21 protein-coding genes are annotated in these 23,299 nt (G+C 58.5%); 9 read left to right on the top strand and 12 right to left on the bottom strand.

All coding sequences use genetic code 11. The features are described 5' to 3' along the window. Positions 1-6: 6 nt before the first annotated feature. Positions 7-1,236 (bottom strand): DUF3800 domain-containing protein, encoded by a 1,230-nt coding sequence (locus QM712_RS14345; RefSeq protein WP_415023764.1) that lies wholly within the window; start codon positions 1,234-1,236, stop codon positions 7-9. Between the two features lie 297 nt (positions 1,237-1,533). Continuing rightward, positions 1,534-2,349: a hypothetical protein gene (locus QM712_RS14340; protein WP_415023763.1), complete on the bottom strand. Its 816-nt coding sequence runs from the start codon at positions 2,347-2,349 to the stop codon at positions 1,534-1,536. 375 nt (positions 2,350-2,724) lie between these two features. Between QM712_RS14340 and QM712_RS14335 the strand changes: the two genes are divergently transcribed. Further along, the gene (locus QM712_RS14335; protein ID WP_415023762.1) at positions 2,725-4,608 is read left to right on the top strand and encodes a ParB/RepB/Spo0J family partition protein; all 1,884 of its coding nucleotides are present in this window, start codon (positions 2,725-2,727) and stop codon (positions 4,606-4,608) included. A gap of 57 nt (positions 4,609-4,665) precedes the next feature. Here the strand turns inward: QM712_RS14335 and QM712_RS14330 are convergent, their stop codons facing one another. Further along, complete coding sequence (locus QM712_RS14330; RefSeq protein ID WP_415023761.1) at positions 4,666-5,019, bottom strand: hypothetical protein; 354 nt, start codon at positions 5,017-5,019, stop codon at positions 4,666-4,668. A 513-nt stretch (positions 5,020-5,532) separates the two neighbouring features. On the opposite strand from QM712_RS14330, the gene QM712_RS14325 reads away from it, so the two are divergent. After that, complete coding sequence (locus tag QM712_RS14325; RefSeq protein ID WP_415023760.1) at positions 5,533-6,897, top strand: phosphatase PAP2 family protein; 1,365 nt, start codon at positions 5,533-5,535, stop codon at positions 6,895-6,897. Positions 6,898-7,493: 596 nt separating this feature from the next. After that, positions 7,494-9,005, top strand: a complete 1,512-nt coding sequence (locus QM712_RS14320) for a PAS domain-containing protein (protein ID WP_415023759.1) — start codon at positions 7,494-7,496, stop codon at positions 9,003-9,005. A 75-nt stretch (positions 9,006-9,080) separates the two neighbouring features. Here the strand turns inward: QM712_RS14320 and QM712_RS14315 are convergent, their stop codons facing one another. The 3 genes from QM712_RS14315 to QM712_RS14305 form a co-directional block, all read right to left on the bottom strand. Next, positions 9,081-9,317 carry a hypothetical protein gene (locus QM712_RS14315; RefSeq protein WP_415023758.1) on the bottom strand — a complete coding sequence of 79 codons (237 nt, stop codon included), beginning with the start codon at positions 9,315-9,317 and terminating at the stop codon, positions 9,081-9,083. A 667-nt stretch (positions 9,318-9,984) separates the two neighbouring features. Continuing rightward, on the bottom strand, positions 9,985-11,181 hold the full coding sequence (locus QM712_RS14310) for a PepSY-associated TM helix domain-containing protein (RefSeq protein ID WP_415023757.1): 1,197 nt from the start codon (positions 11,179-11,181) through the stop codon (positions 9,985-9,987). 20 nt (positions 11,182-11,201) lie between these two features. Continuing rightward, the gene (locus tag QM712_RS14305) at positions 11,202-13,220 is read right to left on the bottom strand and encodes a TonB-dependent receptor (protein ID WP_415023756.1); all 2,019 of its coding nucleotides are present in this window, start codon (positions 13,218-13,220) and stop codon (positions 11,202-11,204) included. Between the two features lie 796 nt (positions 13,221-14,016). Between QM712_RS14305 and QM712_RS14300 the strand changes: the two genes are divergently transcribed. Beyond that, entirely contained in the window at positions 14,017-14,913 is an 897-nt protein-coding gene (locus tag QM712_RS14300; RefSeq protein WP_415023827.1) for an ArdC family protein, read from the top strand. Positions 14,914-15,040: 127 nt separating this feature from the next. Here the strand turns inward: QM712_RS14300 and QM712_RS14295 are convergent, their stop codons facing one another. From QM712_RS14295 to QM712_RS14285, 3 genes are all read right to left on the bottom strand, one after another. Further along, positions 15,041-15,361, bottom strand: coding sequence for a hypothetical protein (locus QM712_RS14295; protein WP_415023755.1), 321 nt, complete (start codon positions 15,359-15,361; stop codon positions 15,041-15,043). 19 nt (positions 15,362-15,380) lie between these two features. Then, complete coding sequence (locus QM712_RS14290) at positions 15,381-16,283, bottom strand: hypothetical protein (protein WP_415023754.1); 903 nt, start codon at positions 16,281-16,283, stop codon at positions 15,381-15,383. A 122-nt stretch (positions 16,284-16,405) separates the two neighbouring features. Further along, a complete protein-coding gene (locus QM712_RS14285) occupies positions 16,406-16,570 on the bottom strand; it encodes a hypothetical protein (RefSeq protein WP_415023753.1) in 165 nt (54 codons plus the stop codon). A gap of 288 nt (positions 16,571-16,858) precedes the next feature. Here QM712_RS14285 and QM712_RS14280 point away from each other — a divergent pair, with 288 nt between their 5' ends. After that, on the top strand, positions 16,859-17,443 hold the full coding sequence (locus tag QM712_RS14280) for a tyrosine-type recombinase/integrase (protein ID WP_415023752.1): 585 nt from the start codon (positions 16,859-16,861) through the stop codon (positions 17,441-17,443). 85 nt (positions 17,444-17,528) lie between these two features. On the opposite strand, the gene QM712_RS14275 is transcribed toward QM712_RS14280, so the two are convergent. Next, the gene (locus QM712_RS14275; RefSeq protein WP_415023751.1) at positions 17,529-17,915 is read right to left on the bottom strand and encodes a hypothetical protein; all 387 of its coding nucleotides are present in this window, start codon (positions 17,913-17,915) and stop codon (positions 17,529-17,531) included. A 95-nt stretch (positions 17,916-18,010) separates the two neighbouring features. Here QM712_RS14275 and QM712_RS14270 point away from each other — a divergent pair, with 95 nt between their 5' ends. The 3 genes from QM712_RS14270 to QM712_RS14260 all read left to right on the top strand — a co-directional run bounded on the left by QM712_RS14270 (position 18,011) and on the right by QM712_RS14260 (position 21,540). Next, on the top strand, positions 18,011-19,372 hold the full coding sequence (locus QM712_RS14270) for a dicarboxylate/amino acid:cation symporter (protein WP_415023750.1): 1,362 nt from the start codon (positions 18,011-18,013) through the stop codon (positions 19,370-19,372). Positions 19,373-19,491: 119 nt separating this feature from the next. Further along, positions 19,492-21,159, top strand: coding sequence for a hypothetical protein (locus tag QM712_RS14265; RefSeq protein WP_415023749.1), 1,668 nt, complete (start codon positions 19,492-19,494; stop codon positions 21,157-21,159). A 213-nt stretch (positions 21,160-21,372) separates the two neighbouring features. Continuing rightward, entirely contained in the window at positions 21,373-21,540 is a 168-nt protein-coding gene (locus QM712_RS14260; RefSeq protein ID WP_415023748.1) for a hypothetical protein, read from the top strand. A gap of 26 nt (positions 21,541-21,566) precedes the next feature. Here the strand turns inward: QM712_RS14260 and QM712_RS14255 are convergent, their stop codons facing one another. Next, complete coding sequence (locus tag QM712_RS14255; protein WP_415023747.1) at positions 21,567-21,791, bottom strand: DUF6894 family protein; 225 nt, start codon at positions 21,789-21,791, stop codon at positions 21,567-21,569. Positions 21,792-22,031: 240 nt separating this feature from the next. Here QM712_RS14255 and QM712_RS14250 point away from each other — a divergent pair, with 240 nt between their 5' ends. Beyond that, positions 22,032-22,733, top strand: coding sequence for a hypothetical protein (locus QM712_RS14250; RefSeq protein ID WP_415023746.1), 702 nt, complete (start codon positions 22,032-22,034; stop codon positions 22,731-22,733). A gap of 90 nt (positions 22,734-22,823) precedes the next feature. On the opposite strand, the gene QM712_RS14245 is transcribed toward QM712_RS14250, so the two are convergent. Further along, complete coding sequence (locus QM712_RS14245) at positions 22,824-23,048, bottom strand: hypothetical protein (protein ID WP_415023745.1); 225 nt, start codon at positions 23,046-23,048, stop codon at positions 22,824-22,826. Positions 23,049-23,299: the final 251 nt, after the last annotated feature.

The raw sequence follows: 23,299 nt of genomic DNA, 5'->3' as shown, positions 1-23,299 counted from the left end.
AATTGCTCACTGAGCCGATTGCTCTGGATCGTTCACAGATAGCCGATCCGTAGCCAAGCCCCTCATAAATGGGGCCACACCATCTTGTTCATATTGCACCATAGAAGCCACACGCCTCTCTTCGGACAGTTGCAAGAGCTTTCGGCCGGCTTCAATTTTTTCATCATCCATAGGGCCAAAAAATACCTCGCCCCATTTTTCCATCAGCTGCTTTTCGACGCCGGCGAACGAGAAATCGTCGTGCCAGCCCCGTTGCAAAATGAAATACAACAGTTTTGCGCAAGCTTCAGGCAGGTCCTTACCTTTGAGAGCTTGCGCGTAAAGCCACAGAGCCAAATCCGCGATCTGGATACCAGCACTTTTTTCATCAGTACTTATTACGAAGTCGCTGCCCGGAGCCATCTGAAGGCTATAGCTTTCACCTGCCCACTCGATCACGTCCGGCGATGCGTTCGAGAACATCTCATGCCACGTTTGCAGCATTAGGCCGAACTCGCTCTGCTCATCATGGGTGATGCGCCTAATCTTCTTTTTCCAACGCTCCGAAAACGTCTGCAGGCCTCTGAGCAAATTCGCAAAGGCGACAAGATTGGGGAAGTGCCCTTGCTTTGCGATCTTCTGCTCGGTGGCGAAATGAATGCTTTCGGGATGCTGAATTATCCAATCGAGCCCGGCGCCTAACAGTTCTCGTGATCGTTCATCAGGCAAGATATGCAGCTGCGCTTTCAAGGCAGAACATATGCCAGGGAGCGCCTCCCGCGATTTGGCTTCGTTCGGCAAGAGAAGGCACTTCCAGAAATCCTTCGCTATCTTGTCATTGATGACTTCTGCGAGCTTAAATGCGAGCATAATTTTCAGTGGCCGGATATTGTACACGTGCCAGGGAACGGCCGCGTTCTCTCCGGAGTCAAACAGAACGTCAAACATCTTAGTTGCGAGCAAGTACCGCTTCTCTACTCGCGACACGAAGAAATGGGCGCCGGCACTGTTCAGCAAGGAATGGAGATCATCGGCAATCGTTTCGAGCCGGCCCAGTCCGAGTTGGTTGGCATGCAGGACGTCAACACCTAGCTTCTTGGCTATATCGCTTACTTGGCCTCCCCAACGAAGGTCAAAATCGCCTTTACTAACCAACGCGGCGGTAAAAAAATCAGGCTGGGCCTCATCGAATATGTTCTTGCCTGTATTTCCCGATTCATCAACGTAAACATAGATTGGAATCTTTGATGCACCCATTCCTACCCCCTTATTCGTCCGGTTAAAGTGTGCGACACTCGAAAATATAATCCTCGACTTACCGCCGGTATGGCCTCTAGAAGATCCCGTCTAGTCGATACTAATCTGCTCATAGGTGATCGGAAGGCAAAAACGCTGTTTCAGGGTTTCCAGATAGGCTGCGCCTTCGCCGTCAAGTGGGCTCTCACCGCAAATAATCAGCCGCACTGCTTCGTTGGCTCCTGGCCAATACGCATATTCCATCACTTGACCGAGCGCTTCGCGTAGGCAAGCGCGCGGCGAATGGGCGGTCTTGATCTAGTAATACCAATATTCTTTAGACGTTCGGCGCAAAACCACATCGATCTTGGTACCCAGACCACTCGAATGTTCGGTCGCGACGTTCGCGACCCCATACTGGGCCACGAGGCGACGCGTCAGCGCCGTCTGCAACACGTTATGGCGCAGGCTCACATTCAATTCGCGCTCGGCAAGCGTCGCAGTCGTCGCGCCGGGGCGCTCAACACATCCAGCTCGAAACACGAAGCTCCCTCCGCCGGCCTGCGATCCCCCCTCTTCCCGCCCACCGCTTTCAACATACTGGTACAGCGGCAGCAGCCGATCGAAGTCCGAAAGAATTTCGTCATAGTCGATCAACGGAATCAGTTGGCGCCTACCCAGGAAGACGAAGGGGCCAGCCCTGACAAGATCGGTCAGAATTGGTCCGGCAGCGTAATCGTCACTGCGCTCGCCGTCGGCATAGTGCCACATACGCATGTCCCCGAATTCCTCCGGATATAACCGCATGAATTCATTGAAAAGCCGCACCTTGGGAATGAGTGCGTCGATCGACGGCAGGGATTGGCTCAGCTGGAACGAGAAGGCCACGCCGTGGCGGAGTTCATCGTCGGCCTCTCCATCCACTCCGATGTTAAATTGCAACTCCGTACGTCCGCCATAGTGAAAGGCCCAATGCTGGTGGATCGTGTGCGATGTAAAAATGTCCGACGAAGGCCGTCTCGAATATCCGCGAAGCCGCATGCGGATATCCTGGAGCTCTCCAATTGCATAGGACGCCGCACGCGCGTTCAGATTACGGGCGATCGGACCGACATCGAAAAGCGCTTCCGGCATTATTTTTCCCTGGTGTCTAGCGAAGTGTGCCTGACTTATCGGCAGACGGGAAGACCGAGGCCGAGGTCTCGATATGGGCGCGACCGTCTGACGGTCAGGCTCTCGTGAACGGAGCCACGCTTCGCTTTGTCTCCGCCTTCCGGCTTCGATCCTTCGCGCAAAAAAGGCTCAGGGGCGCTGCCCCCGGCGCGCGCAAGGGATCGCGCGTGCCGCGCTCGATCGCAGCCGTATCCCCGGTCTTCCGCGCTCACCGCTTGTGCAGACCGGGTGATTCCCCTCGGCCGCGATCGCCCTTGCACTTTCCACCCCCGGTCTCGCCGACGGGCAGAGGTTCAGCGCGCTTTGCGCTGCAACCTCAAAACCAAGGAGACCACAATGACCAAGAAGAAACCTGAAATCGAAAGCGGCACCGAAATCACGGTGCCGTTGAACAAGCTCAAGGCCTCGCCTCGCAATGTCCGCAAGACGCCGCGCGCCGCTGCCGATATTGAAGCGCTTGCCGCCAGCATTCACGCAAAAGGTATGTTGCAGAACCTTGTGGTCGAGCCCGAATACGATCGGGCCCTGCGCAAGACGGGATGTTATCTCGTCACCATCGGCGAAGGGCGCAGATTGGCGCAGATGCTGCGGGTCAAGCGCAAGCAGATCACATCGACAGAGCCGGTGCGATGCATTCTCGACACGCTGCATGACGCGCAGGAAATCAGTCTGGCGGAAAATGTCGTTCGATCCGCAATGCACCCCGCTGACGAATACGAAGCCTTTTCCGAACTTCACAATACGAAAGGCATGGCGGCAGATGACATCGCCGCACGGTTCGGCGTCAGTCCAGCCGTCGTTCGTCAGCGCCTCAAACTGGCCGCTGTCAGCCCGGCTCTGATCGGGCTTTATCGCGCGGGCGAGATGAACCTCGAACAGTTGGTGGCCTTCACCCTGACCGACGACCACGCCCGGCAGGAGGCAGTCTGGGACGCGCTCGGCTGGGATAAGGAGGCCGACACCATTCGCGGCATGCTCACCGAAAATCACATCAGCACCAAGGATCGCCGCGCGAGGTTCGTCGGTGTGGATGCCTATGTCGCGGCGGGCGGAATTATCCTCCGCGATCTGTTCGATGACGGCAATGGCGGCTATTTGGCTGATGCGGCCCTGCTTGACCGCTTGGTCCTGCAAAAGCTGGATCAGGAAGCCGATGCCGTTCGCGCCGAAGGCTGGGCTTGGGTGAACGTCACGGCGGAATTCGATCACCGCACGACCGCCGACATGCGCCGGCTCTATCCGGTCCGTCCCGAGGTCAGTGATGACACCCAACAGCGGATTGATACTCTCGCCGCCGAATACAATACGCTCATTGATCAGGTCGAAGATAGCGATGACGGGGGCGACGCCGCGCGGCGGCTGGCAACGCTCGAAGCCGCCATGGAGGAACTGGAAGGTCAGCCGGTGTTCGTTCAGGCTGCAATTGCCATCGGCGGCGCGTTCGTATCACTTGGCTATGACGGCAGCGTCCGCATTGAGCGTGGCTATATCCGAAAATCGGACGAGCCCCGGGTGCTCCGGGAAGATGACGATGCGCAACCCGCCGCACAGGCGAATAACGCGCTGTCCGAAAAGCTGGTCGCGGAATTGACCGCATACCGGACAGCGGCGCTCCGTGAAGCCGTTGCCACAAATGCCGACGTCGCCTTCCTGACGGTCGTTCATGTATTCGCAGTGCAGACTTTCTACCACGCGGAACGGATGTCTTGTCTGGATATCAATCTGCGCAGTTCGTCGCTCTCGTCTTCTGCCCCCGGCATCGATGAAACGGCACTCGGACAGGCAGCGATGGAGCGTCAGACCAACTGGTCGACACGGCTTCCCGAAGACGTGAACATGCTCTGGGACACCCTCGCCGCGTTCAGCCGCGACCGGTTGATGGAGTTATTGGCCCATTGCGCAGCGCTCACCATCGACTGCGTCGTGACCCGAAATGGTTCACCCCATGCCCTCGCCCATGCCGGGTTACTCGCCAAAGCGGTTTCTCTCGACATGAGCCGGTACTGGCAACCGACCGCGAACAATTACTTTTTACGGGTGACCAAGCCGCTCATCATCGAAGCGGTTCGCGAGGCGGTCTCGGATCAGGCCGCATTGCGGCTGGCCGATCTGAAGAAATCCGCGATGGCTGAGGCTGCCGAACGCGCGGTAGCGGAGACCAACTGGCTGCCCGAACTGCTGCGTGCGCCTTCCGACCCATTCGGTAGCTGCGCGGGATAAAATATGCGGGCGCGCCGCCATCGCGGCGCGCCCGCATATACGCACTTTAGCGCTATCTCACACGCACCGATCATTCGCGAAAAATGCCTCGGCCTTTCCCATGATCACAAGCTGCACAGGCATCGAGACCAGACCGCCGCCCTGGGTCGCCACATACATGTCGATGAATTCCTGAAACAAAGGTTCGGGCATCGAGACCGCGACGAACGCGCCGCCGAAATTGCGCTTGGCGCGGGCGGCGTCGATCGGCGGCTGCAACAGCTTGAGCGTCACGCCCTCAAGCTCGGGGCACCCCTTGTCAATTGCGGATTGAACGAACTCAAGACGGTCCATGGTCCATTCGATGATGACGGTATTTGGCCCGAACGGATCGCTGGGCTCGGGTTTGAAAACGGTGCGGCGGCGGGGCATGGCGGCTCCTGTGCATGATGTCAGCTTCATATTGGCGCGCGCATCTAAGAGCGTAAGTCCGCATGCGTTGGCCGTTGTGGTGGTGTGCGCTAACCGGTGAGACGCCGGGAGCAGCGGCGTTCAACCGTGTTGAACCAAGTCATGCGCGTGATGCATCGTGATCCGTCGGTAGATGAATGGCCCCGATCCAGCTTTTTCTGGAAAGGGATGCAGCGAATTATCAGGCCAGTCATTGTAGACAGCGAAACTTCAGGCACTTGCGAACATCAAACGAGGTGCTTCCAACCGCAGCCTTTTCGAACGCTCGGGATCGTCGGAGCCGGAGGCGTGGGCGTCGCGCTGGATCCTGAACTTGATCTTCTTTACTGAAATCAGGTCGCGGCGGTCTTGATTGCCATTTTTCTGGTCGTATCCTGGCCGAGATCGTCGTCACGTCAGTGCGTTCGAAAATTCTTTGACGTTCTCTGGGGCGACGTCAACGCGTCAATGACAAACAGATTGGTTGGAGGAAAAATGCTCAAGCGAATCTTGCTGCTTGCTGTTTCGATCACCCTGGTCAGTCCCGAAGTCGGCGCACAGACCGTCACGAATATCGCGGTCCTCAAAGGGCTAGCGCCTCTAACAATCTTGAAAAAATCGTATGCTGGCGAAGCGGCGCTTGCCTCGAATTTCACAGTCACGGGCGGCATCCAGACCGGAAGCGTTCGTCAGTCGACGCTTCTCCCCTTTGCCGATCAGCAGCAGCAGGCTCTGAGAGATGCCTTCATCACGAGCGGCAACCTGGCTCAATTGGTCGATGGACTTGGCACGTCGCTTGGTTCGGCCTATCTGGCCCGCGCTCATTACGCCGACCGCCAGTATTTCACTAGCATCTCATCGGCTGTTGCGGATTTGATCGCGTATACGAACGCAACCACGCGGGACGACTCGAATTCGGCAAAATTCTTCTTTGCGAATGGGACGACTGACGGGAAACAGGCTGTTTCCGAAGAGGCCGCGCAGATATTCAAGGTGATCGGCGGCTCTTCCGATACATTCGGCAGGACTTACGGCCGCCCGGCTGGCAATCCCGGATCCGACGCCTACGGCAACTCGAGACCCTTCCAAACCGAACCGCAGATCGTACCGATCGTCGGCCCCGACTACTTCAATGCGCCGGCGGACAACATTGTCTACAACCGCGGCCCCATTATGAACCTGATCGACAGCCCCTCTTTTCCGAGCGGGCACACGACCTATGGCTACATGGGATCGATTCTGTTGGCCGTCCTTGTGCCGGAACGTTATCAGCAGATGATCGCGCGCGGCGCCGAATACGGCAACGACCGCATTTTGATGGGCGCTCACTATGCAATGGATGTTCTCGGAGGCCGAACATTGGCGACTTACGATCTCGCGCACCTGCTCGCAAACGATCCGGCCTATGTCGGGCGCACCTTGAAGGGCGCTCCTGTCATTGGTGATTACCAGGCGTCATTGAAGACAGCGCGCGCGGAATTGACGGCAATTCTACAGTCGGCCTGCGGCGATTCCGTTGCAACCTGTGCGAAGCACGACGTCAGCCGCCTCAACGACCCTGCGACAAATGAAGCGTCGTACCTTGCCACGCAGACTTATGGACTGCCTGTCGTCTATCCGCAAAACGCTGGAAAGGTGGAAGACGTCGGCAAGATTGCGCCCGAGGCCGGGTATCTTCTAACCGCGGCGTTTCCATCCTTGACGCTTGAAGAGGCTGACAAGATCCTCACGGAGACGCAGGGACCCGGGGGAGGCTTTCTGGACGACGGATCGGCTTTCGGAGTCTACTCGCGCCTGAACCTGTACGCCGCAGGGGCTAGAGCCGCTCAGCTCGTAAAGGAAAAGATTGATCGCCCATAGGGCCCCGATTTGCGCTGACGAATGACGTGGCAGGTCATGGCGCCCAAAGAGGATAGACAGTCGCTGGCGTGCTCCACTTCCGAAACTCGTGAGTTCGACGCACGGATTGGCACGTAACCCAAAGCCGCCATGGTGGAACACCTCTGTATGTGGCAACGAAGGCAGACATTCGCCACAGCGGCGGAAACGCGTTCTACCAGATGAGCGGCGATTTCGTGCAGATGCCGCTCCTCGAATTTCTTCGCGACGGCTTCGGCTAACGGAACGCTGATCCATGAGTTCACGCATTATGCGGTAAGGAGTCTGGTCGGATATTTTCGCTTCTTGCGCGCCACGTTGTTGGAGCGGCAATCTTCACGCCAAAGGCATATCCATCTTGCTGTAGCCGACCGCATACCGGCACTATTCAGCCCGAGCAGGTTGCGAATAAGCTATTCTGCAAATCCACCGTACTGTCAGCATCCAGCCGCAGCGGAACTCCCGAGCACGTCAGGATTTACTCGGGGTATTCACAATTTGTTCTTGCCATTGCGGAATCGGTCCCCACTTATCGGTGATCGCGATAAGATTTTACAAACTCACCGACTGAGCCAAACTTGAAGAATACTGACGAAGCAGCCCGCATCATCAACGAGCTGGCCCGAAGCGGGAATGGGCCGGACCCCTTCTCCTCGGCGGTCCGCGCGACGCGGATGCCGATGTTGATCACCGATCCGAACCAGGCCGATAATCCGATCGTGTTCGTCAACGCCGCCTTCTCCAGGCTGACGGGTTATGAGCACCACGAGATTATCGGGCGCAATTGCCGCTTCCTGCAAGGACCGGAAACCGATCGTGCTGACGTTACTAGACTGAGAGAAGCTATTGTCGCGAAAACTCCGATCGAACTCGACCTGCTCAACTACAAGAAGGACGGAAGTACATTTTGGAACCGCGTTCTCGTATCGCCGGTTTTCAACAGTGATGGTGATCTGTCCTATTTCTTTGCCTCGCAGTTTGACGTCACACTTGCGCGTGAACGCTTGTCACGACTGGAAAGGGAGCGTCTGGACCTTCAGACCGAGGTAGCGCGGCGCGACGTAGAACTAATCGCCAGCGAGCAGCGTCTGCGTTTCGCTTTGAAGGCCGGCCAGATGGGGTCGTGGACCTTGGACATACAGTCGCAAATGATGATCGCATCTGACGGGTGCAAGGAGAACTTCGGAAGATCGGTGTCGGAACCTTTCAGCTATCAGGATCTGTTGGCTGCGGTTCACCCGTTTGACCGGGCAATGCGTGATGAAGCGGTAGCGTCGGCTATCGCAAGCGGCAAGCTGCTGAATATCGAGTATCGCCTTCTCACGCCGAATGGCGAGGAGCGTTGGGTTCAGATCAGGGGGCAGGCCAATTATCGGGCTGATGGAACGCCTCTTTCGATGATCGGCGTCTCGCAAGACGTCACCGAGCGGAAGCGCGCGGAGGAGCATCGCGCACTCCTTGCGAACGAGTTAAGCCACCGAGTGAAGAATAGTCTTGCCATGATCCAGGCGGTGATCGCGCAGACGCTCCGGAGAGCCGGATCGCTGGAGGAGGCCGGCGACACGCTCCAGGCACGCGTTCACGCTATGGCCGCAGCGAATGACCTGCTCGTCAGCCAAAGCTGGGAGGGAGCGGGGCTGCGTGACCTTCTCTACCGCACATTGGCGCCGTTCGGGATAAAGGATAGTGGGCAGTTTCAGCTTGCTGGCCCCGACATTCAACTCCCGCCAAGGACGACAACCTCGATCGCTCTTGGAATGCATGAGATGGCAACCAATGCGGCCAAATACGGCGCATTGTCTCGCGAGGGTGGATTGATCCGCATCGCCTGGGAGATCGATGCAAGCGCGCACCTACGACGGTTGCGCCTCATATGGACCGAGTCCGGTGGGCCGCCTGTCTCCGCGCCTGATCGCACTGGGTTTGGGACGACGCTTATCGAGCGAGTTATGGCGCGGGAAGCGGACGGAGAGGCGAAGATCGATTACCGGCCCGACGGTGTCGTATTGACGGTCAACGTGCCGCTGATCGAGGCGGAAGAAGACGCATCCGATCGAGAGTTACCAGGGGTCAGCGACAGTGTATTGTGAGATACCGTTGGACCGCCCGTTGAAGCGGTTCGCGAGCGCTTATGATCGGCGGCCGACCGGCTCGGCAATGTGACCCTACTTTAGATTGCCCCTGGCCACACTGTCCTCGTAATCCTCTTTGGGATCGCCCATGCCGAGGAAGAGTTTGATGCCGTCAACAATTCTGGAGGCATCGTCCCGGATTTTTGGCTGGTCCGGCTCAAAGCGCAGAAGGCAAAGCTTCGGATCCTCTTTGCCGCCTTCTTCAGCCGCTTTAGCTGGGCGCTCGAACAAAAGCCCGAACGTTATCCCAACCGCGCTGCAGTGTCCCATGAGGGCGAAGTGATCGCTCCTTACTGGCGAACGCTCTCTGGGACGTACAATAACAAGAGCTGGCAACAGATTTGCGAATTCTCGGGCGGCTCAATGATATTGCCTTGCGCGGATCGCTTTCATCGCCTGCGCATTTGATGGCGAGCCCTAAGGGAGACTAGGGCGCGAACTCATAAGCCTGCCGCTAGGAGCAGGCGCACCTGATGTCCGCTTGTCCCTTAACAGCGGCGCGCAGGTGGACGTTATCGGACTTCCGAGAAGGGCCAAAAGCTGACGCTCGGCAGCCGACCTCGGTAGCACGCTGGATCAGTTCGGCGCGCCAAACACAAACCGCAAAGCGCAAACCACACGACGTCCTTCTGGCCAGTCGCGGAATTCGACTCCGGCGCGTATTCGACGAAGTTGTTCGCGGGCACCAAACAACGGCTTCTGCTTCAGCGAGCTGTTCCACTGAGACGAATGGGTATTGGTCCTTTGGTCCCGACAGGTCGCCGCCGCCTGTGGATGCAGGTGGCGATTACAATTAGTGGAATCGCAAGCGTCGACCAGGACAGCACCCACCACACGCCGCCTTGCCCGAGCAGTGCCGACGAAAGGCCGAACACGGTCAGCGCGGCCAGCAGCACTGGCCAGCCCCAGATCGAACCTGTCGAACGGCGCCGGGCAGTCATTCGGCGGCGTCCGCCAACGGACGCGGCGAGGCCGCACGATCGCTCGTCGCCAGCTCGGCGTCCGCTTCAGCCACCGACGTGACCTTGCGCGAGAGCCAGAGATAAACTCCGCTGCCAAGCACGGCAATCGTGACGAGGTCCAGCAAAACCCAGATGATCTTGAGAGGCATGCCGCCGTAATCGCCGAAGTGAAGCGGCCGCGACAGCTCCAGTGCGCGAAGGTACCACGGCATGACGACCGCGCCCTCCAATGCGCCGCTCCGCGCATCGACCAGCACCGGACTGAAGAGCCTGGACGTCAGCGGCTCCTGTCCCTTGGTCCACAACATGTAGTGATACGGCGACCCGAACTCAGCTCCGGGAAACACCGCGCTAGTGACCACCATGCCCGGCATCGCCGCCTGAGCCGTCTCGAAAGCCTTCTGCACTGAACTCAGCTCGGTCTCGCCCGGCGTGGTCCTCCCCTTGAAGGGCTCGAGCAGCGCCTTGACGTCCGTCTGCTGCCATATCTTGAACAGCGGCGTGGACAATTCGTTGATGATCCCGGTCGTACCGACCACCAATGCCCAGGCCAGCGTCACGACGCCGAGCATGTTGTGAAGGTCAAGCCATTTCAGCCGCGGCGAACGATCGGCGCGCACCGTTCCGAAATCGAGCTTTCGCATGAACGGCCCGTAGATCACCACGCCCGACACGATCGCGACGACGAACAGCAATGCCATCAATGCCAGGAATAGCTCGCCCAGAAGCCCGGCAAACAGGTCCTTGTGCAATTTCAGCATGACGCCCATGAACGTCTGGCTCTCCTCATTGATCGGCTTCGATTGCTTCAGAACCTGTGCGGTGCGTGAATCGAACCTGATGAAATGACGGGAGTTGCGGTCGGCCCGGAACTCCTTCCAGGACGGCGCCATCGAGACCAGTACCTTCGGCTCGTCCGTGGACCTAAAAATGAGCGCGATGATCTGGCCGGGATACATCTGCCGGCTGATCGCCGCGATGTGATCCAGGTCGGCATTCGGAGCGTCTGCCGGAAGGTTTGCATAGGGCAAGCCGTCATCCAGCCAGTCGTCGATTTCGTCCTTGAACACGAGCGGCAATCCGGTGATGCAGATCACCAACAGGAACAGGGTGCACACGAGACTGACCCATTTGTGCACCCAGAACCATCGCCGGAACGTCGCCCGCGTCATGTCGGAGCCTTACCCGCTGATCAGAAATCGAAAGTCGCCGAGACAAGATAAGTGCGGGGCGCGCCACGAGCCAGTCCGAAGTTGGTCGAGACCGCGGACCAGTAATTCTCGTTGAACACATTCTCCACGTTGGCGCGCACGACGATCGGCTTGCCGTTGTCACGCAAATAGGTGAATCGAGCGCCGATATCCGTGCGCGTCCACTCCGGGATGCTCTGCGTGTTGGCGGCGTTGGCGACCTGCGAGGAGGTGTAGATGACACGCCCGGTGTGCGTCAGCCCGGGAACGAACGGATTGTCCCATTCCGCGCCGAGATTGACCTGGACGTCGGGGACGCCGACGGCCGTCAGGCCATTGGTCGCGTTGTTCAGGGTCTTCGTCTGCACGCCGTCCATCAGCGTCACCCCGCCGAGGAGCCGGAAACCCGTATAGACCTCGCCGAATACGTTGAACTCGACGCCACGGTTTCGCTGCTCTCCACCGAGCTGGTAGAGGTTGTTCTGCGTGATGGCCAGCGGCTGCTTGATCTGGAACAGCGCCACCGTCGTGGTGATACGCCCGAAGTCGACCTTGATGCCGGTTTCGAGCTGCTCGGTGCTGGCCGGCGGCAACATCTGTCCGGCGTTGGCCGTTGCGGTGACGGGCGCGACGCCGCCGGAGGTCAGGCCTTCGATGTAGTTCGCGTACAGCGATATGTGCTCGAGCGGCTTGACCACGACTCCCACGAACGGAGTCAGCGCTGACTGATCGTAGCTGGACGTCAACGCACCGGTCGCCGTGGAATAATTCGAGATTTCGATCTGCTGCTGGCGTCCTCCCACCGTCAGCTGCAGACGGTCATTCAGCGTCGACATGGTGTCGGACAGCGAGTAGCTCGTGAGATTGGTCAGGTTCGAGCGCGGCGAATTGGTCGGAAAGGCCGCGAGGTTGACCGGCGGAAGCGGAGCGACGTTGTAGATGTTGGAGGTGAAGTTCGTGAGTGTATTGAGCCCGCCCAGCGTGCTCGACAGGCCCGTCGCGGCGAACGTGAACTCGTGGCGAACCGGCCCCGTATCGACCTTGGTCCGGAAGCCCGCCTGCCCCGAATAGGATTCGGCGCTGCTGGGCTGGACGAATTGCCGTCCGCTGGCATTGCCGAGCGGATCGGTGATGGTGAGGAAGCTGTAGACGCCGAGAAAGTCGTTGCGCCGCCCGCCCGCCGACGCGAACAACGTCGTGTTGTCCGTGATATCGACCTCGGCGTTGACCATCCCGTAGATGTCCTTGCCGTCGGCGAAGTAACCGGGTTGCCCGAGGCTTGCGGTGTTGCTGGGCGGCCTGGGAATCTGGAAGCCCGCATTGAAGTAGACCGGCCGGGTTGGATCGTTGGCATGGATTTTCTGATAGTTGAGGTCGGCTGACACGCGGACGCGCTCGCCGCGATAGTCGACACCGAGCGCGGCCTGGCCGAGCTCCGAGGCCTGGTTCTTCACCGGCGTATCGCCGTTGTTGTAGGCCCCGTTGAAGCGGACGCCCCATTCCTTGAAGTCGCCGAAGCGCCGCGAGGCGTCGATATGCGAGACGAACTGGCTGTTCGAGACGTAACCCAGCGTCAGCCGCGCCAGCGGATCCTCCAGCGCGCGCTTCGGCACCAGATTGATGGTCCCGCCGACGCCGCCCAACGGCGCCATGCCGTTGAGGAACGCGCTCGGTCCCTTGAGAATTTCGACACGCTCGACAAAGGCCGTTCCTGCGACCTGGTACGGCACGACGCCGTAGAGACCATTGAACGCAATCTCCGATGCGCCAACCGGAAAACCACGAATGAAGAACTGATTGGAATAACCGCCATCGGCCCAGGTGTTGCGCACGGAGGGATCATTCTGCACCACATCGGCAACAGTGCGGGCCTGCTGGTCCTCGATCGTCTTTGAAGTGATGTTGGTCTGATTGAACGGCGTGTTCATCACATCCCGATTGCCGAGAATGCCGAGCTGGCCACCGCGCGCGACTTGTCCGCCGGCATAGGGCACCGGGAGTGCGCCGATGACGCCCGTCAATGGCGTCGGATACGACGCGACGGGCGCGGATTGTGGCGCAGGGGCTCTTGCGCGCCGCGCAGTGCTGCGGGTTGAGGCGGCGCGTCGTTGCGATATCTGGGGGCGGGAAATGCGCTGATGCGGGGCATCAACCGTGACTGAAGGAAGTTGAGTTTGGGCATGCACTCGATCGAGGCCGACAAGTGAAAGGCTGAGATAGCTCACGGCGCTCAAGAAGATTGCACGACCGATTTTCTTATTATTGATAGAATTCACTTAACCACCTGCTTCATTCCGACGGCACTACTGTTCCAAGGCATCAGTACGACATACGGGAACAACGGCGGACGTTCAGTTAGAAGCTGTCGAAAAAGGGTATTTTCAAAATCGATGTTGCTATGCAGACACGCGGCAATTGGTCGCTGAATTCGTTTGATGTCGTGGCACTGTGGCCGCGCGTTGTGAGACCGCGCCCTAATACGACCCGTGTCACCTTGCCGACGCAGGCGCGATTCGGAATTCCTGGTCATTTCATCGTCCGGACCAAGGAAGCTTGGCCTCGTCCCGGTTCACGAGTCGCCACTAAGAAGGCCCCAACAAAGGATGCTTTTTGGTAATCGAGGGGGCTGCGCCCCCTGGCAGTCAAGGCCAAGCCCTTCGCTGGCGACTTCGGGCGGAAAACACCGGGCCGTGTAGTCCGCTTCGCTCCCGGCCCGCGCCATCCCGGCGTTTCCGGCCTGTGACGGCCATCCCCGCTCATCGCCGCGCGGCTAGTCGGTTTGCATGACGCAAACCCTAGTCACGAAGGAAGATGGATATGCGAAGCGATGTGTATGAACGAGTCACAAACAAGATCGTCGAAGAACTGACGAACGGCGTGCGGCCATGGATGAAGCCATGGGATGCCGCACATGCTAGCCAGCGGATTACCCGGCCCCGGCGCGCGAATGGAATGCCGTATCGCGGGATCAATGTGCTGATGCTATGGTCCGAAGCGATTGAACGCGGATACACCGCCCCGATCTGGATGACCTTCAAGCAGGCACTTGAGTTGAACGGGCACGTCCGAAAAGGCGAGCAAGGCAGCCTCGTCGTCTACGCCTCCAAGCTCACCCGGACCGAAGGCGATGAGGAGACGGGCGAAGATGCAACGCGCGAGATCCCGTTTATGAAGGGATATACGGTCTTCAACGTCGAACAGATCGATGGCCTTCCCGCGCAATACTATCCGGCGGTGACGCCCGCCGTAGAATCCCTCTCTCGCATCGCCCATGCGGACAACTTTATATGCGCAACGAAGGCAGATATTCGTCACGGCGGCGGGAGCGCGTTCTACCAGATGAGCGGCGATTTCGTGCAGATGCCGCCCCTTGAATTCTTTCGCGACGACTTCGGCTATTACGGCACGCTGATCCATGAACTCACGCACTGGACGCGGCATAAGACGCGGCTGGATCGGGACTTCGGCCGCAAACGTTTCGGCGATGAAGGCTACGCCATGGAGGAACTTGTCGCCGAGCTAGGTGCAGCGTTTCTTTGCGCCGATCTGGGATTGACGCCGGATCATTGCGACGACCACGCGGCTTATATTGCTTCGTGGTTGGCAGTTCTTAAGAATGACAAGCGGGCGATTTTCGCGGCAGCCGCCCATGCGCAACGCGCGGCGGACCTCCTGCACAGCCTCCAATCCCCGGCGACACCCGACACCGCCTGATCCAAAACTGCGGCGGGGGGGGGGGGGGGGGGGGCGCCGCCCCCCCCCCCCCCCCCGCCGCCCTGCGCATGCATCCATGCAGATCGGATAACCCAGAGACGCGCCCCGGCGCGACCCCACGCAGGATCTAGAACTCGCCGCTCCATCCGTCGCCGCTCTTGAACAACCGGCCCCGCATGGGATTGCCGTAGTGCACAGCGCCGTCGAGCCCTTTCGTGCCCCATCGGAAGTCGCAAACATAACCCGGCGCGCCCTGCGCTTCCTTGCATTCCGATTTTTCAACGACGCCGTTCTTCTTGACCGCATCGATATTGCCTTGCCCTCCGGCTAAAAGTGCCAGAGTGAGCTGGAATTTCGGATTGGCGTTGAGAGCATTCAGAATGTCGTTCGCACTTGGCTCACCAGAGCATCCGGCGAGCAGCGAGCCCGCGAGCGCCGGTACGATCATGCGCAATTTCATAAATCACCTATAGCTTCGGTGCCGCACCGCTCTGCGAGAGCAATCCTCGTACATACGATTCCATGAAAGCGTAATCCGTCTCCTTGTTCGCCTTCGCCCGCTCCTGATCACTCAGGTAGAAGTTGACGAACTTCGCATGTTGTCTGGAGACGCCGAAACCGAACCGCGCAACGAGCGAAACATCGCAAAGGCCGCTGGCATTGATGCTTCTGGCGGTGCTCCTCGTATCCGGGTTGGACTCGACCGAGCATTGACCGTCCGGCGTCGGCGGATTCGGGGCAACGAGCCGGCCGCCATCGAATTGATAGCGATAGACATCGCCGGTTGAACCGATTTGCTGTGCCTGGGCTCCGCCCATTTTGTCCTTAAGTGCCTGCAGAAACTGCGCAATGCCGGTCTGGTCACCGTTGCCATAGGACAGCGATCGCCGCACGGCGTAAACTTGTCCGCCCGAAGACGGCGCGCTCAGACGGACAGTCACCGTCTCGTCGATTTTCGCGTTACCGTTTGGAAGCTCCCGGCGCAGCGTGATCTCTCCGACGAATTCCGCCGTGATGACCCCGCTTGGCACTTGATATCGGATGATCGTCGTGCGTTCCGTGATCGGCGGCGCGCTGTTGGCCCCGGACATTTGGTCAAGCTGCCGCAGCTCCATGGCACGCTGCATGTTGAGCACCTGCGCCTGAAAGTCGGGACTGGTCGGGGCGCTTGCGCTTGCTGCTGGCGGCTCGGACGCCTTTGTCGGCGGCGCATATTCTGCGGCCAGCTTTTCCAGCTTGGATTTCACCTCGGGATAGGTATCGCCGAGTTGAATGCCCAGAATGTCAATGCTCATCGCCTGCGGCAGATTAAGGCCCTTCGGCAGATTTGTGACCTGCTTCCATTGGATCTGTTGCTGCGCCTGGCTCACGCTGGCTGTTCCAATCACAAGCGCAGCGATGCCGGCACCCAATAAAGCGCCTCTCATTCGTCATCCTCCATTTCCAGATATGAAAAACGGGCGCAAGCCTGTTGGCCGCGCCCGTTGCTTACTTAGCGGTTGTTGTCACGCTCGCGCCTTTGACGGTCGAGCTCCGCGTTGTATTCATTTCGGATGATTGCATCCCGGATTCCTGTTTCGGATGCCATCGGGGTTTGCGGATTGCGCAAAAAATTGTCTTCCGCCTGACGGCGGGCCGCCTCACGATCATCAGTCATTAGACGCTCCACAGAACATGAATCAAAACAGCCTCGGGCCATTTGCGGTCTGAGGCTGCGGCGAATGCGGAGTCTTTCTGTCCGGGTGCGCATTGAACAGAATTGTCTATTCTGTCCAATGGCCAGCAATTATTGCGGTTACGGCTTGCGATCAGCTAACGCGATTGCTAGATTCCACTCAGTGCGGAGCAAAACGGCCGGGATTCCTGGCCATGTCCGGCGCATTAAACAGAATAGACAAGACTGTCGCATCCGACCCAGTTCTCAGCGGCGTCGGAGCGAAAAGCCATGTATTCTCATGGGGCGGCCCCGGCTTCCCTCTATACCGCAGCCGGTAAACGCAAATACTTGGTGGATGCCGAGCGTGCCCGCTTTATCGAGGCCGCAAAAGCCTGTCCCCGCACCGAAATCGGGACACTGTGCCTGACGCTCGTCTATACGGGCTGTCGCATCACCGAAGCTCTTAAGCTCGAACGATCTTCCGTAGAAGCGGAAGCTGGCTTCATCGCCTTCCGTTGCCTCAAAAAGCGCAATGGCAAGACGGTTATCCGCGAAGTGCCCGTACCATCCGACTTGCTTAATGCCATCCGGCAAATGCGCGCGACGTCTGAGGACGATCGACTATGGCACTTCTCCCGGAGCCGCGCGTGGCAACTCGTCAAGGACGTGATGGCCAAGGCTCACATTCCCAACGGTATTCACGCAACCCCGAAGGGCCTCCGGCACGGCTTCGGCATTCACGCGGTCCAGTCGGGAATCCCTCTTAACTTGGTGCAGCGCTGGCTTGGCCACGCACGTATGGAGACAACCGCCATCTATCTTCAGGCGATGGGATGCGAAGAGCGTCAAATTGCCATGCGGATGTGGACTTGAGAACTCTCGGCAGGCGCCGCCGCAGGTCCCGGATCGCAACCACGTTCAGCCAGTGCGGGCGTTGGCAAATCCGCTCTACGACTCACTACAAGGCGCGCGGCATCGTCTTCCAAAACCTATCCATCGCGGAGCAATGCTCTCTGGACTTTGGCCCCAGGAAACCTATTACCGAGGTAAAGTCGAACGCCTTGGTGTCATTTGCATCCTGCAATGATTCAAGGAAACCCATCGACAAGGCCGCAAGGTCTTGAGTGGAGCCGTCGAGCGCGTCCTCGCAGAATTCAAATACGGATCGTATTATGCGCTTTGTCAGACGATCGAAATGTTCGATAACTGCTTTCGCCAATCCGACGCCCACGACAGCTACGGGCGTTGCATCAGGCGAACATTCGGCCTTTAGCTTAGCGACCACCTCTCCCAATTGGGGTGCAAGCTCTGCAATTCTTTCGAGATAACGTTCATCCGTAGACATCCCATTACTATGTCGAAAGCGAATCCCGTCGGCAACGGATCATTTTGACGGCCCGACAACGCAAGGCGAAGGGCCACGATTGCGTGTAACAGGTCTTGGGCGCGCTGACCCGTGCATGGTTAACGCGCGTTAACTCGGTCTTAAGTTGGCCTCAGCTAACATTGTCGGATGCGCATTATGGCAACACCTCGAATGGCCTCGGCTTCTTGAAGCCTTACTTTGTCCTGTTCGTGATTGCTGCTATAGTGCTTGGTGTTCTCACTGGTTGCCTACTGAGCGAGAACTTGTCTCCTGCCGATGCCGAAACGGCAGGAGACTATCTCGGCATCATCACCGACCTATTCTTGCGGCTGATCCGCATGGTGATCGCCCCCTTGGTATTCTCGACACTCGTAACAGCGATCGCCCGCATGGAGGGCGCCGTCGACGTCGGGCGACTCGGGATCAAGTGCCTTGTCTGGTTCTTCGTAGTTGCTTCAGCGTCGCTCGTGATCGGCGTGGCTATGGTGCAACTCGTACAGCCGGGGGCCGGAATGAACCTGCCGCAGCCGGGTAGCGCGACCGACACGGCTATAGACGCGATCTCGGCCCAGACCTTCAATCTCAGAGCTTTTATCGCCCACGTGATCCCGACCTCCATCTTCGACGCGATGGCGAACAATGAGGTGCTACAGATTGTGGTGTTCGCACTGTTCGTCGGCACGGCCATCGGTCAGCTCGACGACCGCGCCCCCGTGCTGATGACAGCGGCCGAGCAACTCGGCCGCGTGATGCTCAAGGTGACGGGTTGCATCATGAGGCTCGCGCCGTTCGCGATCTTTGCGGCATTGGCTTCGACCATAGCGACGCACGGAATCGGAATCGTGTTGGTCTACGCCAAGTTCCTCGGCGGCTTCTATCTGGCGCTTTTGATGCTCTGCGCGTTGTTGCTGCTGGCATCGACCGTCGCGGTCGGCAAGCGTCTGCCCGAGTTCATGCGCATGATGCGCGGCCCGGTGCTGCTGGCCTTCTCCACCGCGAGTTCGGAGGCCGCCTATCCCGGCATCCTGGAGGGCCTGCAGCGCTTCGGCGTCCCGCGCCGCATCGGAAGCTTTGTTCTGCCGCTGGGCTATTCCTTCAACCTGGACGGCTCGACCATGTATACGACCTTTGCCGCCTTGTTCATCGCCCAAGCCTACGGCGTGCAGCTGACGTTCGGCCAACAATTCTTGATGATGGCGATCCTGATGGTCACTTCCAAGGGCATTGCCGGCGTGCCGCGCGCCTCGCTGGTGGTGGTCATGGCCGTCCTGCCGTTTTTTCACCTGCCGGCGGAGGGAATCGCGCTTGTGCTCGGCATCGACCACCTTCTCGACATGGGCCGCAGCGCTACCAATGTGGTCGGCAATTCTGTTGCGGCGGTGGTGGTCAGTGCGTGGGAAAAAAAGCTCGACATTACAAAAGAGGCAGCGGCCTGAAGAGGACGAGCGGAATCGCGACCAAAGTCCGGTTGTGCAACCCTATGACGCGTGTAGCCTAGGTTGCGAGCCCTGGCCGGGGTCATTGGCGGCCTTTCGGGGGGCTTGAGGAAAACACAATGGCGATTGCACAAGAGCTTCAGCTTGCTCTTACGACGGCTGGGGCACGATCTGAAGCGCTGGTCCAGCTAGCGTCCGAAAAGCAGCTGCCGCTAAGCACAATCATTACAAGCTTGATGAAACATGGTGGTGTCTCCACACTGCTTGATCGCGACCTGATGGCAGCTAGGTTGAAGCCTTTATTTGCTCGCACGACAACGGAGCATGTATTCAATCTAAATAGAGTGACAGAGTTCAATGCCTTCGTGACAACCTTCTCCGCGAACGTCGGAGCAGAACTCGACAAGTTCTTCGTCAAGCTTGTCGATCAGCCGTACACGCTGACGCACGATCTCGTCGGCTATCTGACCGAACGGCTCACCGGACGTGTGTATACCTCACCTGCCGAGGAGCAAAATCCGGCTCCCCTCGAAAGTCCAGATTTCCCGGCGGCTTTTACATTTGTTGGACAATTTGTCGATCACGATCTTACACTTAACGCAATCAATCTCATCGATCCAGAAGGAAACGACGTCGAGAACGCGGCCAGTCCTCTGATCGATCTTGATAGTGTATATGGCTTACGCAGCAAGCTCTCAAAGCGTCCTGAAGCAATTTTTGATGCTACGGGGCGCTTTCGACATGACACCGCTACAGCAGGGGTGATTGATTTGCCCCGTACAGCAGTCTCCGACGACGCTGAATGGGTCAATTCTCCGGCGATCTTCGACGCCCGAAATGATGAAAACCAAATGATCTTGCAAGTGCATCTCCTCATAGAGCGTTTGCACAATAAGTTCACGTCGAACGGATGCGACTTTGCCACCGCGAAAAACAACACTCTTTTAAACTGGCAGAGTTTTCTCATTCACGAATACTTGCCGCATCTCATTCAACCGGCGGTCCTGACCGAACTGCGCAGCAAGATTGACGGCGGGGATTTTGGCGCGCTTCACGTCGCGAAGCAAAGCCAGACGGGGACCTGGTACATGTCAATGCCGCACGAGTTCTCGATCGGATTTCGAATGGGTCACAGCCAGCTGCGACCGGCCTATAACATCCAAGCCGCGAACCCGCCGGTGACACTCTTCAACTCGGACCTTTCGCCCGATCAAGGGACCTTCCCTCCCACCTACGCTGACCTCCGAGGAGGGCAGAAGCTCTCCGCGGCGCATCAGATCGATTGGCAATTCTTTCTCGGCAACCAGCGGCCTATGGCCAACGCGATTGATGGGAAAGTCACAAGCGTTGTGTTCGACCTCCCCCGTCGCACGATTCCGGATGATATCAAGTACGTTCATAATTTGGCTCAGCGAAACCTCATCCGAAGCTCGATGATTGGCCTATGTGCGGGTGAAGAATTGGCGGCATTTTTCGGAGTGGCCGCCCCCCTTACTCACGACCAAGTCGAGCCAAACGCGGACAAGAAATACCTCTTCACCGCCGATGGGACGTTTCGGACTCCGCTTTGGTATTACATTCTCAAAGAGGCAGAGTTGGCCCGAACGACAGGCGCAGGGCCGCAAAACCCTCTCGGCGAGTTGGGAAGCCGGCTGGTCGGGGAAGTGATTTTGTGCGCAATTCGCTTCAATGATATCAATTGGTGGGATCAGCAGGGTGCAAGCGGTACCTGGTCTGTCAATGGTACACCGCAGGTAACCCTCGCGGAGATTGCAGCCTTCGTCTGAAGGCTTTGATAGCGCACCTGATGCAGACGTCGGCTAACCCGACGTCTGCCTTGGCTGCGCGCTCCAGATCCTCTAGGCGCTAGGACCCAGTATTCATTCACGAGCTCACATACGATCTCGTGCTCCGCCCTCTAGCCGCCCCCTCCCTGCACTCGTAATCATCTTGATCGCCGATGAGGAGTAGCTCACTCTTCTCCGTGAAGGATGTGCGCCATGACAAAGATCGATAATGTTTTGCCGTTTCCCGCAATTCGCCGGGGGCACGTCCGGACGCCACGACGCTCACGGCGCATTTCGGGCTGGTTCAAGAAAGATAATGTCCCCGAGACCGATCCCTTGGCGCTAATGGCGGGCCTGCCAGCAGACGACTCGAATTTGTGACCAAGCCATCTTACGCAGCCGGCGGTTCAGCACAGCAGGCATCGCTCGATCCGATGGCGTGAAACCTCGTTGCCGTGCACATCCACCACGGAGACCACGCCGGGTCCGTAGTCGACGTCTCCGCCGGCGATGTCTTTCGCAAGATCCGCGCCGTGATTGTCCGCTTCGGGCAGCGCCGCGAATTCCTGTCCCACGTCATCGATCGCGACACGCACCCCGCGCCAGATATGGAAAAAGTATCGTTTCGACATCCGCCGAGTCTATCACATGGGGCCCTGTTCTGTCGCTGCGCGCTAGCGCTGACGCCTTGCGCGCCGGTTGTTTCACATAATCTGCGGCTGTTCTCTTGTCGGTCAGCTGTCGGCGCCGCAAGCGGTCTCGCTTGATATTTCGATTTAGAACAGCACGTGGATTTGCTAAAAAGAAAAGGATGCATCCGAACTGAAAATTGTCGCTCATTTATGCTGCCGAGGGATTTCAACGTAGACCGCATGGTCAGATTCTTGAAGGACGCCGGGTACAAGGAAACTCGGCATGCCTGCCATCTGACCGACGGCTACCCGGTGGAAGTCGTCTCCCGTGTCTATATCGATGCAAACGAGCAAACGGAATCGTATTACGACCTCTCCACAGACCCGATGAAGCATGGGCTTTTCGTGTTCGGCATCCTGAAGGAGGCCTATCGGCCGTTGCTCAATGATGCGGGCGAGGTGGTCAAGGAGCGCGTCATGGCCGACGGCGGCGACGTCTGGCGACCGATGCGCGGCGCGCCGCTCTCCCCGGAGGAGCTCTATACCCTCAACATGCGCAATGCCCTCGCCACCCGCTACGAAATCACGGGCGCTGTGCTGGCGTCGGTCACGGCTGCAACGGGATCACGCATCGACTTTGCCACCATGCGCCAGGCCTTTCGCCTGTGGAGGCTCGAACCGGATCGCGACAAGCAGACCAGTGCGCCTATCGGCATCCCTGTCAGACGCAGCGAGCGTAGCGCGCAGTTTCGTCCCCATCCTGGTGTGCCCGTACTTATGAGTATGGAGGAATTTCGGCGGCTTACACGTCAGGGCACGATCGGCAGGGAGGCGGTGAATGTCTCGATCATCATGGCGCAGCGCCAGTTGGCCGGCACAATGACGCACGAATGCACCCACAAGATGCTCGACGCATTGCGTCGCCTTCGCGAGAACTTTTGACGGGCGCGATGGCTGACCCGGTCCCGGCTGCCCCCGTTAATTCAACAGTATCATCCTTCGCTAGAGGGCCTAGCCTGCTGCCGGTTCAAATCATCGGGGCAGAACATGAGACACATGAAACGTGAGGAAATTCCAGCCTTCGTGCAGGCGGTCATCGAGACGGGATGCGATATCACCGGCATCGGCGAAGACCGCTGGGTATTCGGTGACCACGGTCTCTCCGAAGCCCACTTGGCGCGCATAGAGCCTTTTTTGGAAGACATCGATCGCCGCTTTGGGAATCGCGATCATCTGCGAAGGGAAATTGTCGCGCATCTACGCGCGATCGGCCGCCATATCCCGTTGGGCTAAATGCCCGGCTTGGAAAGGCCGATGCAATGCACCCTGTCCGCATCATTGCATCCACCCCGGGATGGCCGTCGCGGAGGATATCCCCGACGGTGCAGCGGCTGCTGCCGGTCAAGCTGACGGCACCAATCACATTGCTAAATAGAGCGGAGAACCTTTGCGTGACTTGGTGATTGCAGGGTGAAGCGGCCCCACTGAAAGCGACAGCATCGGTGGGG

It is taken from the genome of Bradyrhizobium sp. (genome assembly GCF_047605465.1).
Classification (GTDB): domain Bacteria; phylum Pseudomonadota; class Alphaproteobacteria; order Rhizobiales; family Xanthobacteraceae; genus Bradyrhizobium.
The sequence above is the reverse complement of the archived record's forward strand: the minus strand, read 5'-3'. Positions and strand labels throughout refer to the sequence as shown.

Excerpts from the sequence above, each read along its gene's own strand:
- QM712_RS14345 (WP_415023764.1), bottom strand. The coding sequence starts at position 1,236 with ATGGGTGCATCAAAGATTCCAATCTATGTTTACGTTGATGAATCGGGA.
- QM712_RS14340 (WP_415023763.1), bottom strand. The coding sequence starts at position 2,349 with ATGCCGGAAGCGCTTTTCGATGTCGGTCCGATCGCCCGTAATCTGAAC.
- QM712_RS14335 (WP_415023762.1), top strand. The coding sequence starts at position 2,725 with ATGACCAAGAAGAAACCTGAAATCGAAAGCGGCACCGAAATCACGGTG.
- QM712_RS14330 (WP_415023761.1), bottom strand. The coding sequence starts at position 5,019 with ATGCCCCGCCGCCGCACCGTTTTCAAACCCGAGCCCAGCGATCCGTTC.
- QM712_RS14325 (WP_415023760.1), top strand. The coding sequence starts at position 5,533 with ATGCTCAAGCGAATCTTGCTGCTTGCTGTTTCGATCACCCTGGTCAGT.
- QM712_RS14315 (WP_415023758.1), bottom strand. The coding sequence starts at position 9,317 with ATGGGACACTGCAGCGCGGTTGGGATAACGTTCGGGCTTTTGTTCGAG.
- QM712_RS14310 (WP_415023757.1), bottom strand. The coding sequence starts at position 11,181 with ATGACGCGGGCGACGTTCCGGCGATGGTTCTGGGTGCACAAATGGGTC.
- QM712_RS14300 (WP_415023827.1), top strand. The coding sequence starts at position 14,017 with ATGCGAAGCGATGTGTATGAACGAGTCACAAACAAGATCGTCGAAGAA.
- QM712_RS14295 (WP_415023755.1), bottom strand. The coding sequence starts at position 15,361 with ATGATCGTACCGGCGCTCGCGGGCTCGCTGCTCGCCGGATGCTCTGGT.
- QM712_RS14285 (WP_415023753.1), bottom strand. The coding sequence starts at position 16,570 with ATGACTGATGATCGTGAGGCGGCCCGCCGTCAGGCGGAAGACAATTTT.
- QM712_RS14280 (WP_415023752.1), top strand. The coding sequence starts at position 16,859 with ATGTATTCTCATGGGGCGGCCCCGGCTTCCCTCTATACCGCAGCCGGT.
- QM712_RS14275 (WP_415023751.1), bottom strand. The coding sequence starts at position 17,915 with ATGTCTACGGATGAACGTTATCTCGAAAGAATTGCAGAGCTTGCACCC.
- QM712_RS14265 (WP_415023749.1), top strand. The coding sequence starts at position 19,492 with ATGGCGATTGCACAAGAGCTTCAGCTTGCTCTTACGACGGCTGGGGCA.
- QM712_RS14260 (WP_415023748.1), top strand. The coding sequence starts at position 21,373 with ATGACAAAGATCGATAATGTTTTGCCGTTTCCCGCAATTCGCCGGGGG.
- QM712_RS14255 (WP_415023747.1), bottom strand. The coding sequence starts at position 21,791 with ATGTCGAAACGATACTTTTTCCATATCTGGCGCGGGGTGCGTGTCGCG.
- QM712_RS14250 (WP_415023746.1), top strand. The coding sequence starts at position 22,032 with ATGGTCAGATTCTTGAAGGACGCCGGGTACAAGGAAACTCGGCATGCC.
- QM712_RS14245 (WP_415023745.1), bottom strand. The coding sequence starts at position 23,048 with ATGCGCGACAATTTCCCTTCGCAGATGATCGCGATTCCCAAAGCGGCG.